This is a genomic window from Dietzia cercidiphylli (assembly GCF_039531545.1).
Classification (GTDB): domain Bacteria; phylum Actinomycetota; class Actinomycetes; order Mycobacteriales; family Mycobacteriaceae; genus Dietzia; species Dietzia natronolimnaea.
Genome location: NZ_BAAAQG010000007.1, coordinates 5,910 through 22,971 on the forward strand (window position 1 = coordinate 5,910; position 17,062 = coordinate 22,971).

The window sequence follows — 17,062 nt, forward strand, 5'->3', positions numbered from 1 at the left end:
GAACCCCCGGGGGCGGCCGCCTTTCGTCGTTCCGCCGCGAACGTAGGCACGGTCTTAGAGTTCTCAGTCCCGGATGGGCGAGGATCTGGGGATCGGAGTCGAGCGCGGAAATCGCCGTACACTGGGAATACGGTGTTTAGGTAAGCCTTCCCTTGCAAAGGTTAGGCTCGCCTTGGTTACAGTGCTATCGTTGCCGCATGTTCAGACAGCGCTCAGGCTCGCTCCCGCTGGCCGTCGCCGCCATCCTGGCTCTCACGCTGACCTCGTGCGGGGTCGCGACCGGGCTCGGCGGCGACCCCGAGACGATCTCCGGGATCCCTCTGGCGTCCGAGGTCTCGGCGACCGCGGACCCGCGATCCTTCGCCGGCGAGCTCTCGCTGGAGTTGGTCGACGACCCGGTCGACCCCGTCACGACCGACCCGGTTCCGCAGCTGCCGGCCGTGGTCACGGACAACCAGGGAACCGTCGTCGAGGTCGCGGACGTCTCCCGTATCCTGCCCCTGGACGTCTACGGGGCGCTCTCCCGCATCGTCTTCGAACTCGGGCTGGGGGACAACGTGATCGGCCGCGACGTCTCGTCGGCCTTCCCCGAGATCTCCGATCGGCCCCTGGTGACGCAGGACGGGCATCAGCTCAACGCCGAGGCCATCCTCGCGCTCGACCCCAGTGTGATCATCACGGACACCTCGCTCGGTCCGTGGGACGTGATCCTGCAGCTCCGTGACGCAGGGATCCCCGTCGTCGTCGTCGACTCCCACCGGTCCCCGGACAACGTCGAGGCACTGACCCACTCCGTCGCCGACGGGCTCGGCGTGCCCGAGCTGGGGCGCGAACTGGGGGAGCGCACCCGCGCGAAGATCGTGGAAACCGAGGAGTCGATCGCCTCGATCGTGCCGGGGTCCGAGACCGCGCGGCTACGCACGGTCTTCCTCTACGCCCGTGGATCCGCCGGCGTCTACTACATGTTCGGCCAGGACAGTGGTGCGGACGAGTTGATCACCGCGGCCGGCGGATACGACGTGTCGACCGAGGTCGGGTGGAAGGGCGCCAAGCCGGCGAACGACGAGGGGCTCATCGCGGCTCAGCCGGACGTCATCGTCATGATGAGCAAGGGGCTCGAGTCCGTCGGTGGCGTCGACGGACTGCTCGAGAAGTTCCCGGCCCTGGCCCAGACGCCGGCCGGTGCGAACCAGCGGGTCGTCGCGATGAACGACGACCTCGTGCTGTCGTTCGGCACCAGGACCCCCGCGGTGCTCAACGCGCTCGCGGTGGCCCTCTACGCCCCCGACGCGCTGTGACGCTCACAGCGGAGCGGCGCGAGCGGGCCGAGCGCCCCTCGCCTGGTTCCCGACCCGCACGGACGGCCGGCGGGACCCACCGCCTGCTGACCGGTGGCCTTCTGGTCGCCGGGCTGGCGGCTGCACTCGGTGTCCTGGCCGTGGTGGCCGCGGCCTCGGGGCAGCTGTCCATACCGGCGCCGGAGGTCGCGTCCGGCTTCCTCCGCGGTCTCGGCATCGACCTGGGGCCCGCCGCGAGCCACCCCCGCGCCGACGCCACGCTGTGGAGCGTCCGCTTCCCGCGGGTGGCCATGGCGATGGTCGTGGGCGCGGCCCTCGCGGTGGCCGGGGCGCTCATGCAGGGCGCGTTCGGCAACCCGCTCGCCGAGCCCAGCGTGGTGGGGGTGTCCGCCGGGGCGGCCGTGGGCGCCGCGGCGGCGATCGTGTTCGGGCTGACCGCCTTCGGTGCCTGGACCAGCGTCGTCTGCGCTTTCGTCGCCGGCATCATCACCACCACCGCGGTGTACCTGTTCAGCCGGAGCAACGGCAGGACCGAGGTGGTCACGCTGGTCCTCACCGGCATCGCCGTGAACGCCGTCGCCGGAGCCGCGCTCGCGCTGCTCATGTTCCTCGGCGACACCCAGGCCCGCGAGGAGATCGTGTTCTGGCAACTGGGAAGCCTGAACGGCAGCCGGTGGGAGCACGTCCTGGTGGTGGCGCCTCTGGCGTTGCTCGGGCTGGTCCTGGCAGCGCGTCTGGCGCGACCTCTGGACCTGCTCGCGCTCGGAGAGCGCCCGGCCCGCCACCTGGGCGTCAACGTGGAGCGGTTGCGTGTCTTCTCGATCCTGCTGGTCGGCCTGCTCACGGCCGCTGCGGTGAGCTTCTGCGGCATCGTCGCGTTCGTCGGCCTGGTGGTGCCGCATCTCGTCCGCATGATCGCCGGGCCGGGCCACCGACTGCTGCTTCCGGCGTCGGCGCTGGGTGGTGCGGTGTGTCTGCTGGCGGCCGACCTGCTCGCCCGCACCGCCGTGAACTACGCGGAGCTGCCACTGGGGATGGTGACGGCCGCCGTCGGCGGACCGTTCTTCTTCTGGCTCCTCCACCGCACCCGTCGCACCGCAGGGGGCTGGGGATGAGCGTCACCGGGTCACGCGTACCGGTGCTGTCCGCCGAACGCGTCACGGTACGAATCGGTGGCCGGACCCTGCTCGACGCGGTCGACCTGGAGGTCTACGCAGGCGAGGTGCTGGCGCTGGTGGGCCCCAACGGTGCGGGCAAGTCCACGCTGCTCGGCGTGGTGGCGGGGGACACCGACCCGGACTCCGGCCGCACGGTGCTCGACGGCACCGATCTGCACCGGTGGCGTCTCGGCGACCTCGCCCGCCGCCGGGCCCTGCTCACCCAGGCCAACTCGGTCGCCTTCCCCTTCACCGTGCGGGAGATCGTCGCGATGGGGCGCGCCCCCTGGGCAGCGCTGCCCGAGGGGAACGACGACGAGGAGATCATCGAGGAGTCGTTGGCCGCCACCGACACCTCCTCGCTGCGGTCCCGGACCTTCCCGACCCTGTCCGGTGGAGAGAAGGCGCGCGCCTCACTGTCGAGGGCGCTCGCCCAGCGGGCCGGAGTGCTGCTCCTCGACGAACCCACCGCCGCGGTGGACCTGCGCCATCAGGAGATCGTCCTGGAGCTGGCCCGGACCGTGGCCGACGCCGGCGGGGCGGTGGTGGTGGTCCTGCACGACCTGGAGTTGGCCGCCGCGTGGTCCGACCGGCTCGTCATGATCTCCGGGGGTCGGATCCGTGCCGAGGGGCCACCCGACCGGGTCCTCACCGCCGAGCTGGTGGAAGAGGTCTATCAGCAGCCGGTTCTCGTCGACCGTCATCCCGTCACCGGGGACCTGTTGGTCACCCCGGATCGACGTCGATTCCGCACCGCCCGGACGCCGGCGGAGCCCGCGTTCCCGGCGACACTCGGGTCGGCCCTCGTCAAGGAGTTCACGTGATTCACACCCGGTCATCAACGATGCGGGCGTCCGCGATGCGGATGCTCGCCGTCCTGGCGCTGGCGCTGCTCGGTACGTCGGCGCTCGCCGTCCTCGCCGACGCGCCGGCGAACGCCGCCGCACGACTGACGGCGTCCAGCTCACTGGGCGGGGCGGTGGCGTCGACCTCGGGCCGGACCGGGTTCACCGTGTCGGGCTCGGGTTTCCAGGCCGTCGAGGGCGGATTCGGTGGCGTGTACATCGGCTTCGGGTGGGTCAACGGGTCAGGGTGGGGGCCGTCCCAGGGCGGCGCGACCGGCCGGACCTACGACTACGTCCCCGACGAGCAGTCGCGCAGTAACCAGGGCTTCCAGGCCTTTGTCGCCTTTCCCGGCTCGTCGACGTCGGGAGAAGCCCAGGCGACGATGGGGTCGGACGGGTCGTTCCGGGTGAACCTCACGGTCCCCGGCCCCACCTTCACCGGCGCCGGCGGCAAGAGCATCGACTGCACCAAGGTCACCTGCGGCTTCCTCACGTGGGGCGCGCACGGCGTGCGCAACGGCGCCAACGAGACGTTCACCCCGGTGACCTTCCGGGACGGGGAGGCGGCGCCCGCGGTCGAGCAGGCCCCGGCGGCGGGCGCGCCCGCCTCCGGTGCGCAGGCCGGTCGTCCGGCCGCGGCCGGACGGGCCGCCCCCCGTTCGCGCACCAGCGGGGCAGCACAGGGCGCCGCGGCCGGGACGGCCCAGGTCGCCGGGCAGCAGCCCGGGGGCGCGGGTGGTTCAGATGGCGGCGACACCGGGGCGGGGGGAGGGGCTCCCGCCGACGGCGGGCCCGCCGCGGCGACCGGGGGGACCACGACGGCGGTGACCGCGGTGATCGAGGTCGACCGCAAGGCCGCCCGGCCCGGCGGTGCCATGGGCTTCGCGGCAGCGGGATTCTGGCCCGGCGAGCAGGTCTACGTGGTGCTCGGTGAGGGTGACGCCGCCGTCGGCCCCGTCCTCGCAGGAGTCGACGGCGAGGTCGCGGGAGTGCTCGTGCTCCCGGAGGACATCGCCTCGGGGACCCACGAGATCCGCGCGGCGGGCGCTGGCTCGGGGTTGGAGGCCGCAGAGCGGTTCCCGGTGCGGACGGACATATCCCCGACGGCATCGGCCGCCGGACTCGGCGGGTCGGCGGGGTGGGTCTTCCTCGCCCTCGCGGCCCTGGCCCTGTCGGTCACCGCGGCGGTCGCCGTCAAGCGAAGAGTCCTCTCCATGGCCGACGGCGACGACGGACCCGACGGTGCTGACGGGCCCGACGGGCCCGCCGGGCCCGACGACGTCCACGAGGACGACGTGAACCACCACCCCACGACCGTCGTCCAGCACGAGGAGCCCCGATGACCAGTCACCTGCGATCGACCCACCGCCGGGCAACGGCCCTGGCGCTGACACTGGTGCTCGCCTTCGGCGTGCTCCTGGGCACTCCGGCTGCGCACGCACAGGGTTCCGAGGTCGAGTTGACCGATGCGGAGTTCCGATGGGGGCTCAGCAGACAGAGTGCCGGGCCCAGCCACGGCCCCGGGCTCAACTTCCTCTCCGCCGGGGACAGCTCGTCGGCGCTCGCCGGGTCCGGGGCGACGATCACCGAACAGACGTGGAGAGCCACGTCGGGCGACGTCACGATCGAGAAGCGATCCGCGACCGGGGCCACGGCGGCCGCCACCTGGGCCGGCACGCAGACCGACCAGTCGGGAACGCCGATCCGTGACGCCGCCTCGAGCAGGTACAGCGGACTCGAGATGGTCTTCGGCAACGGCACCGGGACGGTCGACGCAGGGGCGGGCACCGCCGAGATCGAGTGGAGGGGCACCGCCTCGGTCCTCTACTACTCGGGCCTGGTGTTCCTCAGCGTCACCGACCCGGTCCTCACCGTCACGCCCACGAAGGCGACCGTCACCGCGACCCTGGGTGGGCGACGGAGTTCCCAGGACAACCCCGAGGTGTCGGTCCCGATCCCGTCGCGCACCGTCGTCGTCGCGAACCTCCCCCGGAATCGCGTGGAACTGGGTGGGAAAAAGGGTTTCTCCGTGACCCCCGAATACCTCCGCGTGCCCTATTCCGCCAAGCCGGGAGAGAATCCCCAGACGAGAGACGGGAATGACTGGGGAGCATTCCCCGCTGAATTCGTCGACTTTGCCGCTGACGCCGGATCGGGAGGATTCTGGTATTCCACCGGGACCTCCGACAGCGCGAAACCCGCCCTCCCGATAGCGGTGAGTTGGAATCCGGATGACCCCGAGGAAATGCCGAATTCCGGAGGCTCGGGTGGGTCGAAAGGAATCGTGGGGCAGGTACTCGACAACACGGTCGAACAGGTCCTCCGCGCTGCGGGCGACGACGTCGCCGACACCGCGGCCGCCTGGATGGACGAGGCGTGGAAACCGCTCCAGCCCGATGCGGTGAGGGCGGCGCGGGAGGGGGCGGACCCGGGCGTGTCGCCCGAATCCCCGGCCGCCAAGGGGGTCCCCGTCGACGAGGTCTTCGAGGAGTACTTCGAGGAGTACTACACCTCCAACTCTCCGATGACCGCCGGCACCGTGGGCGGCACGCTCGCCTCGATCCCCGCGTCCTCCGCGAGTCCCTCCACAGGTGGCCCCGCGCCCGCGGCGTCGACCGCTCTCGCAGACCAGGCGACGATCCCGGTGGCGGCCAACTCGCCGCTCCACGGCGCCGACGTGGTCTACGCCCAGACTTCCGCCTCCCAGAAGGCCGGAGACCCCACCCACCAATGGCAGTGGTGGGTGGGGACCGCATTGCTCGCGCTCGCGGCAGTGCTGTTCTACCAGACAGTTCGACGAAAGGACTGATGTGAAGACTTCTCGATCCCGGCTCGCGCTCGCCGGCCGACGGGGCACGATGCTGGGGGCGACGCTCGCGTTGCTCGCCGGAGTCGTCGCCGCCCCCGCGGCCCAGGCGCAGGACGTCACCCCGGGCACCGTCTCGGACGCCTCGTTCGTCTGGGGCATCAGCGGATACGCGCAGAAGGGCATCTTCGGGCCGTGGCGGATCCTCGACGCCTCGGGTGACGCGTCGGCTCTCGTGGGGTCGGTCTCGGGGGGAACGCAGGCCGAATACACACCTGCGGCGTTCCCGGCCACCTCGATGCCCGTGAGTCTGATCGGGGGCCAGCAGGCGACCCCCAACGCGATCACGTTCTCCGACGGTGAGGGCGTCCGCGGTACGGACGGCACCGTCACCATCGACTGGGACGGCGAGATCACCTTCAACGCCTACCCGGCGAATCTCAACGCTCCCGACGAGACCCTGGCCGATCCGAAGCTGACCGTCAACGCCGACGGTTCCGGAACGCTCAACGCCGATGTCACCATCGGCGCGGCGAACGACATGAACGGCAACCCCACTCCCGAGGTCAACGCCGGTCGCACGACCGTCCTGTCGTTCGGGCCGGGTGCCGCCCAGGTGGCCCAGGACGGCACCATCACCCTGTCCCCCCGGTACGCGGGAGTGCAGCACAACGGTGGGACCCAGGACCGGACCTGCACCGCGCCGAACGTCTGGGGCGCGTGGACGCCCGAGTGGCTGGCGGCCGTGCCGGCGTCAGTGCACCCGCACTACTACAACACCGGCTGTGGCGGAGACCAGAATCTCAAGGGCCCGCTGCCCCTCCAGGTCACCTACGACCTGACCGAGGACGAGACCCAGGTGCCCGTCGGGACCCCGAAGATCCAGCTCTCCGAGACCACACTCGCCGCGGACGGCAGCCACCAGGTGACCATCACCGGCACCGGCTTCGACGACCGGTCCGTGGTGGGTGTCCGCCCGCCGCTGGCCGGAAAGCCCGCCGGGTTCTACCTGGTGTTCGGCAAGTTCGAGGACGCGTGGAAGCCGTCCGCGGGCGGGACCTCGGCGGCGCGCAAGGTGGTCGAGCAGAAGTGGGTCCTCGCCGCGGAGAACCACGCCGTCATCGGGGGCGCCGCCGCCGGTGCCGTCGAACTGCGCCCCGACGGCAGCTTCACCACCACCCTCACCGTCTCGAAGGACTCGGCCGACGCGAAGTCGGAGACGGGCGGCTACGGCATCTACACCTATGCGGCCTCCGGCGCGGTCCACGCGCCGTGGGAGCTCAGCGCGCCGATCACCTTCACCACCGGTGGGGATGACGACGACGATGACGACACCGGAAACGTCGGTGGCGGTTCGCTCGCGGGTATGACGAACCTCTTCGGCAGCCTGATGTAGGTCACCCGCGGAACGGGCGCGGCCCCGACACCCTCCCGGGGTGTCGGGGCCGCTTCTCGTCGGGTGGCCCGGGCGGTCAGCGAACGCCCTGGGCCTCCAGATCGAGGAAGATCCGGTGGTTGAGCTCGAAGGCCCGGGTGGCGGCGGCCAGCGCGGCTCCGCGGTCGGCCTCGCTCAGCGGGAGGGCGTCGAGCGCGGCCCGGTAGTCGTCCTTGTAGACCTTGGGCTTGGCGATGTCGAAGTCGTAGAAGCTCAGACCGGTCTCGATGCCGTAGTGGCGGCGCACCATCGTCCTGATGATCTGCCCGCCCGAGAGGTCGCCGAGGTAGCGGACGTAGTGGTGCCCGATCAGGGCGGCGAGGTCGGTGGCACACGCGTGCAGCTCGGCCACGTAGGCCTCGGTGGCGGGGACCAGGAGGTCGTAGGTGCGCCCCTGGGCGCGGTGCGACTCCAGGTCGGCACGCAGGGCGTCGGCCCGGTCGAGGCGCGGATCGAGGATGGCCGACAGGCGTGGGTCGGTGCCGGCCCGGCGGCAGGCGTCCTCGAGGGCCTCGTAGACGGGGAGTGACTGCCGCAGGAGTGCCACCAGACCTTCCGGCGTGCCCTCGCCGTTCATCAGGCGGGTGATGAACGAGGCGTTCTCCGCCTGTTCGTGCGCGGCCATCGTCGAGTCGTGTAATGCTCTCGACAGGGGTGCGGAAATGATCGTCTCCATTTGTCCTCCGGGCTTGTTAGGTATGCCTAAAGAGAGTACGGCAACAATAAGGGGATAGCCATACCGGTATTGATGTTGAGTAACGTGAACAATGCCGGGTGATCGGACGGGAATGTGCCGACCGAAAAGGCGAGCATCCGGATGTCGCGGAATTACCCGGGAGGCCGGTCGTCGAATGGAAGGGGATATCGGGTGGACACCATCGTCACCGCCGACGAGCTGACTCCGGGTGATCGTCTCGAGCTCGGGCATCTCACCCTCACGGAGGAGGAGATCGTCGGTTTCGCGCAGCAGTGGGATCCGCAGTGGTTCCACACGGATCCCGTGGCGGCCGCGGGCGGCCACCACGGCGGTGTGATCGCCAGCGGGATCCACACACTGGCTGTCCTCCAGCGGCTCTGCGTCGAGTCGGTCTACTCGAGGTGGGCGGTGATCGCCGGACGGGGGTTCGACCGTCTCCGCTTCACGGCCCCTGTCCGGCCGGGGGACACGGTGACCGGCTCGGTACACGTGACGGAGGTGAGTCCGGACGAGACCAGAGCTCGGGTGACGATGGATCTGGAGATGCGCAACCAGGACGCGGCCGTGGTGCTGACCGCCACGATGACGGTGTTCCTGTGGCGCCGTGGACACGGGCCCACCCGCCCCCGGGAGGAGGAGGCGGGGTAGTCGGGGTGAGCCGGGTGAGGTGGGTGTGCGGTGCCCCGTGCTCAGCCACGCTCCGCGGCGACGCGGCCCATCCGTGTGAAGGCCTCGGTGAGGAGCTCCTCCGAGCACGCGAAGTTCACGCGCGCGAACCCCTTGCCCTGGGAGCCGAAGGCGGGGCCGTTGCTCAGCGCCACGCGGCCGTCGTCGAGGAACGCCGCGGCGGGGTCGTCGCCGAGGCCGGGATAGGAGCGCAGGTCCAGCCACGCCACGAACCCGGCGTCGGGCCGCCGCCACCGGGCGCGGGGGAGATGCTCGGCCATGAGCCGGTCCATCAGATCGAGGTTCGCGGCCAGTGCGGCGTTCATGCTCTCCAGCCAGTCCAGCGACCCGGTCAGCGCGGCCTCGGCGGCGAGCGCCCCGAAGTGCCCCACGGCGCCCGACAGTGCCGAGCGCCGCACCTCGAATCGTTCCGGGTTGCCGTTGATCACGAACGCGCACTTGAGGCCGGCGAGGTTGAACGCCTTGGACGCCGACGAGATGGCCAGGCCCACCTCGCGGGCGGTGTCGGAGGCGGCCAGGAACGAGGAGAACCGGACCCCGGGCATGGTCAGGGGCGCCCAGATCTCGTCGGAGACCACCACGGCGTCGTATCGGGCGGCCAGGTCGGCGAGCCCGGCCAGCTCCGCCGTGGAGTGGAGGACGCCCGTGGGGTTGTGCGGGTGGCTCAGCAGCACGGCCCGGGCCCCGTCGGCCAGGGCGCGCTCGATGCCCGCCAGGTCCAGCCGCGGGTCCTCGCCGTCGTGGTCGACCAGTGGCACCGCGACGGGCGACATCCCCACGCGCCGGATCCACGGTCCGAACGGCATGTAGACCGGCGGCGTGTAGACCACCCCGCTGCCGGCCGGCAGGATCCGTGCGAGTGATTCCCGGACGCCCACGCCGACGTCGTTGACGGGGACCACCGACTCCTCCGGGACGTCGAACCCGAACCTGGAGTAGTAGCGGGCGCACACCCCGGCGAGTCGCTCGATCTCCGCGAAGTACCCGGTGTCGCCGTCGGCCACGGCGGCGGCGAGACGCTCCCGGATCGCCGGGGCCAGCAGGACGTCGGTCTCCGCCACGAACAGCGGCAGGACGTCCTCCGGGTACGCCACCCACTTCTGGCTCCGGCGCCTGCGCAGGACGGACTCGGGGACATCGAGGGGGAACGGCACGGCGGGGGTCCTTTCGACCGGGTTCACAGGACCCCCAGGCTACTCAGCTGCCGGGCACGTACCCGGGATGCACCCACACGTCCCACACCGGACTCGAACCGTGGGGGGAGAGCGGCATCGTGGTCGAATAGGTGCCGGCGAGGCTGCCGCCGGAATGCGGGGGGACGAAGACCCCGCCGGAGGTCGTCATCCAGCCCATCCGCCGCGCGAGGTCATAGAGGCCGGTGTACGCCGACGTCGTGGACCCGGTCTGCGTGAAGAGTGAGTGCCAGACGTCGTTGACCACGCTGTTGTGCCGCAGCTCCACAAGGCCGCCGTCCGGGTCGAGCTGCCAACACCGCCCGTACGGGTGGCCGCGGTCGTTCGTGCAGAACAGCGGGCGAGAGGACCCGTGCGGTGAGAGCAGTCGGACCCGGTCGCCGATCATCCAGAACGCCGGCTGGTCCGGGGTGATGGTCTGCCCGGGCGCCAGTTCGACGCCGTGACCAGGGACGAACGACGCCCGCCACGCCTCGGTGGGCTGGGCGGATGCCGCGGGCGCGAGGCCCGTGGCGAGGGCGGCGGCGGTGACGACGGCGCCGAGGGCGCGGGGTGTGAACCGGGGTGACATGACCCCAGTCCACCACGGTGGCAGACCCCTCACGGCGGGTTGCGTCCGGCGTGAGGACACCGTGACCATCACGTCATACCGGGTAGCGCCGGGGAAACAGGGCGTGCATACGGTCAGTTCGCAAGGACACCGAGGGGGTGTCCACGTCACGAGAGAGAGGGGGTCGACCTCATGTCGCGCTCACATGTCATAGAGAACTGGGATCCGGAGGACGACGCGCAGTGGAAGTCGGGCGGCAGGAAGACCGCCATGCGCAACCTCTACTGGTCGGTCTTCGCCGAGCACGTCGGGTTCTCCGTGTGGACCCTGTTCGCCGTCATGGTGTTGTTCATGCCCCAGGACGTCTACGGACTGGACGCACCCGACAAGTTCCTCGTCTCCGCGGTGGTCACGCTGACCGGCGCCTTCCTGCGCATCCCGTACACGCTCGCGACCGCCACCTTCGGCGGCCGCAACTGGACCATGTTCTCGGCCTTCGTCCTGCTCATCCCCGCGGTCGGGATGCTGTGGATCATGGCGAACCCGGGCCAACCGCTCTGGATGTACCTCGTCGTGGGCGCGATCGCCGGACTCGGCGGCGCCAACTTCGCGTCGTCCATGACCAACATCAACGCCTTCTTCCCCCAGCGGGAGAAGGGCTGGGCCCTCGGCCTCAACGCGGGTGGGGGCAACCTGGGCGTGGCCACGATCCAGGTCGTGGGGCTCATCGTGATCGCACTGGCCGGCAACCGGTCACCGCACTGGGTGATCGGCGTCTACATCGTCCTGCTCGTCGTCGCGGGGATCGGCGCCGCGCTGAAGATGGACAACCTCGCGCACCAGACGGTGGATGTGCAGAGCATGAAGGACATGGCCCGCGACAAGGACGGATGGGTGTTGTCGCTGCTGTACATCGGCACCTTCGGATCCTTCATCGGATTCGCCTTCGCGTTCGGTCAGATGCTCACCATGACCTTCACCGGCAACGGCCAGGAGCCGGCCCAGGCGGCCCTGCACGCGGCACAGATCACCTTCCTCGGACCACTGCTGGGCTCACTCACCCGCATGGCCGGTGGACGGATCTCCGACCGTTTCGGGGGAGCCCGGGTGACCTTCGTGACCTTCTGCGGGATGGCGGTCACCACCGTCGCGCTCGTGGTGACCTCGAACATCCAGGCGTCGAACGACGGCCGGCTCGCCGGTGGCGCCCTCGTCCTGTTCTTCGCCGCCTTCCTCACGCTCTTCGGGCTCACCGGGGTGGGCAACGCCTCGGTGTACAAGATGATCCCGTCGGTCTTCGAGGCGCGCAGCCACACACTCGGACTGGACGAGGCCGCGCGGACGTCCTGGTCGCGGGCCCACGCCGGGGCGCTCATCGGGGTCGCCGGCGCGGTCGGGGCCTTCGGCGGCTTCCTCATCAACATGACCCTGCGCACCTCCTACCAGTCCTCCGGTGCGGCCACGTCGGCGTTCCTCGTGTTCATGGTGTTCTACGTGGTGGCGGCGATCGTCACGCGCGTCGTCTACATGCGGGCCTCCGCCGGGGTCGACGCGGTCGCCGCGGCACCCACCGAGCCCCGGGTCCCCGTGGGCGCCGAGGCCTGACCGGCCTCGGTCGACGATCGAGACGAAGAGGACACATGGTGCACGCGTTGACGACGACCGGCCCGCCGACACACACCCACTGCCCGTACTGCGCACTCCAGTGCGCGATGTCGGTGACGCCGTCCGCCGGTGACGGACCGGCGACGATCACCCCGGAGCAGTTCCCCACCAACAGGGGCGGGTTGTGCCGGAAGGGGTGGACGTCGGCAGGGTTGCTCGACCACCCGGATCGGCTCACCACGCCGCTGATCCGGGTGGACGGGCACCTGCGGCCGACCGACTGGGACACCGCGTTGACCCGGGTCAGCGACGGCATCCGGCGGGCGCAGGCCTCGGGAGGCCCCGACGCCGTGGCGGTCTTCGGCGGGGGTGGCCTGACCAACGAGAAGGCCTACACACTGGGCAAGTTCACCCGCCTCGCGCTGGGGAGCAGACTCGTGGACTACAACGGCCGCTGGTGCATGTCGAGTGCGGCGGCCGGGGCGAACCGGAGTTTCGGGCTGGACCGGGGGTTGCCGTTCCCCGTGACCGACCTCGACGACGCCCGGGCGGTGCTGCTCATCGGTGCCAACCCCGCCGACACCATGCCCCCGTTCGTCCAGCACCTCGACACGGCCGCGGCGGCCGGCGGCATGGTGGTGGCGGACCCGCGCCTCAGCGCGACCGCGCACCGGGCCGTCGACGGCGGTGGGATCCATCTGAGGCTGCGGCCGGGCACGGATTCGGCGCTGGCCCTGGGGCTCCTGCACGTCGCCGTGGTGGGCGGACACCTGGACACCGAGTACGTCTCCACCCGGACGTCGGGTTTCGAGGACGCGTGGGCGATCGCGGCGGACTGGATGCCCGACCGCACCGAACGCGTCACCGGTGTCTCGGCCGACCAACTCGAACGCACGGTGGAACTGCTGGCGGGCTCTCGTGACGCGGGCACCGGTGCCTACGTCCTCACCGCCCGCGGTGCCGAACAACACTCACGGGGGACCGACACCGTCGGAGCCGTGATCGCCCTCGCGCTGGCACTGGGCCTGCCGGGCCGGACCGGCACGGGCTACGGCACCCTCACCGGCCAGGGGAACGGGCAGGGAGGCCGGGAGCACGGGCAGAAGGCCGATCAACTCCCCGGCTACCGGATGATCACCGATCCGGCCGCCCGCGCGCACGTCGCCGCGGTCTGGGGCGTGGGGCCCGAGGAGATCCCCGGGCCCGGGCTCTCGGCCTTCGAGCTCCTGGACGCGCTCGGGCAGCCCGGTGGGCCCACGGCGATGCTGCTCCACGCCTCGAACCCCGTGGTCTCCGCGCCCGACGCCGACCGGGTCACGTCCCGGCTCCGATCGCTGGACACCCTCGTGGTGGCCGACTTCGTCCTCTCCGAGACCGCCGAACTCGCCGACGTCGTCCTCCCGGTCCCGCAGTGGGCCGAGGAGGAGGGCACGCTGACCAACCTCGAGGGCCGGGTGCTGCGTCGACGCCGCTCGGTCACCCCGCCGGAGGGCGCCCGCGACGAACTGTGGATCTGGAACGAGCTCGCACGCCGACTCGGGCGGCGGCCTGATCGGTTCCCGACCGACCCGCGGGTGGTGTTCGACGAGTTGGCGCGCGCCTCCGCCGGGGGCAAGGCGGACTACTCGGCCATGGACTGGGACCGCCTCGACGCCGGAGAGGCACTGTTCTGGCCGTGCGGCGCCGACACCCCGGCCGGGACACCGCGCATGTTCCTCGACCGTTTCGCCACCGAGGACGGCCGGGCCCGCTTCGCCGTGGCCGCCGTGGACCCACCCGCGGAGGACACCTGCGCGGACTACCCGCTGCTGGGCACCACCGGACGCGTGCTCTCGCACTACCAGTCCGGTGCCCAGACGCGGCGGGTGCCGGAGCTGCTCTCGGCCGACCCCGAGATGTGGGTCCAGGTGCACCCGGTCGTCGCGCGGGCCGTGGGGCTCGACGACGGCGGACGCGCCCGGGTGGTGTCCCGCCGCGGGGCGGTCGAAGCGCTCGTGCGGTGCGACGAGGACATGCGGACCGACACCCTGTTCCTGCCGTTCCACTACTCCGGGGCCGCCCGCGCGAACCTGGTGACCCTGCCCGAACTCGACCCCTACAGCCGCATGCCGCAGTTCAAGGCGTGCGCGGTCCGGTTGGAGGCCGCGTGATGCGGGTGGTGGTGGTGGGGGCGGGGATGTCCGGTGCCCGGCTCGCCGAGGAGCTGCGGCGCGCCGAACCGGATCCCGAGACGATGTCTGTGACCGTCCTCGGCGCCGAACCCGAGGCGCCGTACAACCGGATCATGCTCTCGCACGTGGTGGCCGGGGGGATGGGGGACCCGGGATCCACCCGGCTCAAGCCCACCGGGTGGTGGGACCGCAACCACATCGAGATGCGCACGTCCGCCTCGGTGCAGGGGATAGACCGGGTGGCCCGGGAGGTCGAGCTCGCCGACGGCGAGCGCGTCCCCTACGACCACCTGGTGCTGGCGACCGGCTCCGAGGCCACCATCCCGCCGATCGACGGGGTCCGTGGCACGGACGGGGCGCTCGCCGCGGGAGTGTTCCCGCTCCGCGACGCCTCGGACTGCCGGGGACTCACCGCCCACCTCGAGGAACACCCCGGTCGGGTCGCCCTGGTGGGCGGCGGCTTCATCGGTCTCGAGGTGGCCTGCGCACTGGCGCGGTCGGGCCGCGATGTCGTCGTCGTCCACCCCCGGGCCTGGCCGATGGACTCCCACCTGGACTCCGGCGGCGGGCGCGTGCTCATCCGCGCGCTGGACGAGCTCGGCGTCCGGGTGGTGACCGGTGCGCGGGCCGCGCGATGGGACGGCACCGCACTGGGGCTCGACGACGGCACCGGGATCGAGTGTCGGACCGTCGTCCTCTCGGCCGGCACCAGCCCGCGCACCCGGCTGGCCGAGGCCGCCGGCCTGGAGGTCGGCCGGGGGATCGTCGTCGACGACACCCTCCGGACCTGTGACCCGGCCATCAGCGCGATCGGCGACTGCGCCGAACACCGCGGGTGCGTGACCGGACTGGTCGGTCCCGCCTGGGATCAGGCCGGCGTGGTGTCCGCCCGGATCACGGGCGCGGACCCCGGCTCGCGGTACCTCGGCGGCGTCGCGGTCACCAGGCTGAAGGCGTTCGGGGTCGACGTCGTCTCGCTCGGGGAGCTCACCGAGGACGTCCACGACCCGGGGGTCGAGGTGACCATGGTCTGCGAACCCTCCCGCGGGCGGTACGCGCGGGTGGACGTGGTGGACGCCCGGGTCACCGGCGCCGTACTCGTGGGCCATCCCGAGCCCGTGGGCTTCCTCACCCAGCTCTACGAACACGCCCTGCCCGTCCCCGACGACGTGCTGTCCGTGGTGCTCGGCCGGGCCGGCGCCGCGACCGCCGACACCCCGTCGACCATGCCCGCCGCGGCCGTGGTCTGCCGGTGCAACGGGGTGAGCAAGGCCGACCTCGTCCACGCCTGGTCCGAGGGTGACCGGGACGCGGCGGCGATGGCGACGCGGACCCGCGCCGGGACCGGCTGCGGCGGGTGCACCGCCGCCGTGGACGGCATCTGCGGTTGGTTGCGTGACTGCGCGTGACCGACCCCTTTCCCGGTGATCCGCCCACCCCCCGCCTCGACGGCGGGGAAACATGGACGACACACGACTGCGGCAGGATGGACATCGTGACCACCAACGACGACTTACCACTGCTGGGCCGCACGGTCGCGGTGACGGCTGCGCGTCGGGCGTCGGAACAGAAGGTTCTGCTCGAACGCCGGGGTGCGGCGGTCCTCCACGCGCCGGCGATCCGCATGATCCCCGTGGCCGAGGACGAACTCGTCCGCTCGGCCACCGCCCAGGTGCTCGCTGCTCCCGCCGACCTCATGGTCCTCACCACGGCGACCGGAGTCCGGTGGTGGACGCAGGTGTGCGAGGAGTGGGGTTACTCCCGGGACCTGCACGCCCTCATGGAACGGGTGCCGCTGTACTCGCGCGGGCCCAAGGTCACCGGGGCGCTCCGGGCCGCCGGTCTGCGCGAACACGCGTCGGCGGCGAGCGAGGCGACCCCCGAACTGTTGGAGATGCTGCTGGAGCGCGGGGTCGACGGCCTCACCGTGGCCGTGCAGCTCCAGGGTGCGAGCTCGGACTGGAATCCCATGGCCCCCCTGGTGGAGGGGCTCCGCGCGGCGGGGGCCGAGGTGATCGTGGTGCCGATCTACCGCTGGGAGCTCCCCGAGGACCTGGAGGCGTTCGACGACCTCGTCCGGACCGTCGCCCGGGCTGGCGTCGACGGGGTGACGTTCACCGCCGCCCCGGCCGTGGTGTCGATGCTCGAGCGGGCCGACCTGATGGGGATCCACGACGACGTGCTGGACGCCCTGTCCGGTCCGGTCGCCGCCCTCTGTGTGGGACCGGTGACCGCCGAACCGCTGGTCGACCTCGGTGTACCCGTGTCGATGCCGGACCGGATGCGCCTCGGTGCGCTCATGCGGCACGTCACCGACGAGCTGGTGGCGCGGTCCCGGCCCGTCACGGTGGCCGGCCACGAACTCACCGTGTGTGCGGCCGCGGTCCTGATGGACGGTCGGCCCATCGAGCTCTCGCCGGCGCCGCTGGCACTGCTGCGTGCGATGGCGGACCGGCCGGGCAAGTGCGTGAGCCGGGAGGAACTCCTCGCCGTGCTGCCCGGCGACGGCGCCGACCCGCACGCCGTGGAGACGGCGATGGGCCGCCTCCGCAGGGCACTCGGGGACCCCGGACTCGTGACCACAGTGGTCAAACGCGGGTACCGGCTCACGGTCTAGC

General features: G+C 71.6%; 14 protein-coding genes. 11 read left to right on the top strand and 3 right to left on the bottom strand.

The window, feature by feature from the left end:
- Nucleotides 1-197 precede the first annotated feature (197 nt).
- The 6 genes from ABD250_RS06320 to ABD250_RS06345 are packed head-to-tail and all read left to right on the top strand — an operon-like array spanning nt 198 to nt 7,502.
- A complete protein-coding gene (locus ABD250_RS06320) occupies nt 198-1,298 on the top strand; it encodes a heme/hemin ABC transporter substrate-binding protein (protein ID WP_182659247.1) in 1,101 nt (366 codons plus the stop codon).
- Nucleotides 1,295-2,413, top strand: coding sequence for a FecCD family ABC transporter permease (locus tag ABD250_RS06325; protein WP_425551870.1), 1,119 nt, complete (start codon nt 1,295-1,297; stop codon nt 2,411-2,413). Before ABD250_RS06320 ends, ABD250_RS06325 begins: the two co-directional genes overlap by 4 nt.
- Nucleotides 2,410-3,279: a heme ABC transporter ATP-binding protein gene (locus ABD250_RS06330; RefSeq protein ID WP_182610083.1), complete on the top strand. Its 870-nt coding sequence runs from the start codon at nt 2,410-2,412 to the stop codon at nt 3,277-3,279. The genes ABD250_RS06325 and ABD250_RS06330 overlap by 4 nt, the downstream gene beginning before the upstream one ends.
- Nucleotides 3,276-4,643 carry a hypothetical protein gene (locus ABD250_RS06335; protein ID WP_344391345.1) on the top strand — a complete coding sequence of 456 codons (1,368 nt, stop codon included), beginning with the start codon at nt 3,276-3,278 and terminating at the stop codon, nt 4,641-4,643. The genes ABD250_RS06330 and ABD250_RS06335 overlap by 4 nt, the downstream gene beginning before the upstream one ends.
- Nucleotides 4,640-6,109, top strand: coding sequence for a hypothetical protein (locus ABD250_RS06340; protein ID WP_182659356.1), 1,470 nt, complete (start codon nt 4,640-4,642; stop codon nt 6,107-6,109). Before ABD250_RS06335 ends, ABD250_RS06340 begins: the two co-directional genes overlap by 4 nt.
- Before the next feature lies 1 nt (nt 6,110).
- Nucleotides 6,111-7,502 (top strand): hypothetical protein, encoded by a 1,392-nt coding sequence (locus tag ABD250_RS06345; RefSeq protein WP_182659357.1) that lies wholly within the window; start codon nt 6,111-6,113, stop codon nt 7,500-7,502.
- A 76-nt stretch (nt 7,503-7,578) separates the two neighbouring features.
- On the opposite strand, the gene ABD250_RS06350 is transcribed toward ABD250_RS06345, so the two are convergent.
- On the bottom strand, nt 7,579-8,217 hold the full coding sequence (locus ABD250_RS06350; protein ID WP_277817619.1) for a biliverdin-producing heme oxygenase: 639 nt from the start codon (nt 8,215-8,217) through the stop codon (nt 7,579-7,581).
- Between the two features lie 192 nt (nt 8,218-8,409).
- Between ABD250_RS06350 and ABD250_RS06355 the strand changes: the two genes are divergently transcribed.
- Nucleotides 8,410-8,886, top strand: a complete 477-nt coding sequence (locus ABD250_RS06355) for a MaoC/PaaZ C-terminal domain-containing protein (protein ID WP_259848311.1) — start codon at nt 8,410-8,412, stop codon at nt 8,884-8,886.
- 41 nt (nt 8,887-8,927) lie between these two features.
- Here ABD250_RS06355 and ABD250_RS06360 read toward each other — a convergent pair whose 3' ends face one another.
- Together ABD250_RS06360 and ABD250_RS06365 are read right to left on the bottom strand one after the other, a co-directional pair.
- On the bottom strand, nt 8,928-10,079 hold the full coding sequence (locus ABD250_RS06360; RefSeq protein ID WP_179524646.1) for a MalY/PatB family protein: 1,152 nt from the start codon (nt 10,077-10,079) through the stop codon (nt 8,928-8,930).
- A 43-nt stretch (nt 10,080-10,122) separates the two neighbouring features.
- Entirely contained in the window at nt 10,123-10,689 is a 567-nt protein-coding gene (locus tag ABD250_RS06365; RefSeq protein ID WP_182659359.1) for a hypothetical protein, read from the bottom strand.
- Between the two features lie 171 nt (nt 10,690-10,860).
- On the opposite strand from ABD250_RS06365, the gene ABD250_RS06370 reads away from it, so the two are divergent.
- From ABD250_RS06370 to ABD250_RS06385, 4 genes are all read left to right on the top strand, one after another.
- Nucleotides 10,861-12,273: a nitrate/nitrite transporter gene (locus ABD250_RS06370; protein WP_179524648.1), complete on the top strand. Its 1,413-nt coding sequence runs from the start codon at nt 10,861-10,863 to the stop codon at nt 12,271-12,273.
- 35 nt (nt 12,274-12,308) lie between these two features.
- Complete coding sequence (locus tag ABD250_RS06375) at nt 12,309-14,423, top strand: molybdopterin oxidoreductase family protein (RefSeq protein ID WP_182659360.1); 2,115 nt, start codon at nt 12,309-12,311, stop codon at nt 14,421-14,423.
- A complete protein-coding gene (locus ABD250_RS06380) occupies nt 14,423-15,853 on the top strand; it encodes an FAD-dependent oxidoreductase (RefSeq protein WP_182659361.1) in 1,431 nt (476 codons plus the stop codon). Before ABD250_RS06375 ends, ABD250_RS06380 begins: the two co-directional genes overlap by 1 nt.
- Before the next feature lie 77 nt (nt 15,854-15,930).
- On the top strand, nt 15,931-17,061 hold the full coding sequence (locus ABD250_RS06385; RefSeq protein ID WP_179524650.1) for a uroporphyrinogen-III synthase: 1,131 nt from the start codon (nt 15,931-15,933) through the stop codon (nt 17,059-17,061).
- The last annotated feature ends 1 nt before the right edge of the window (nt 17,062 follow it).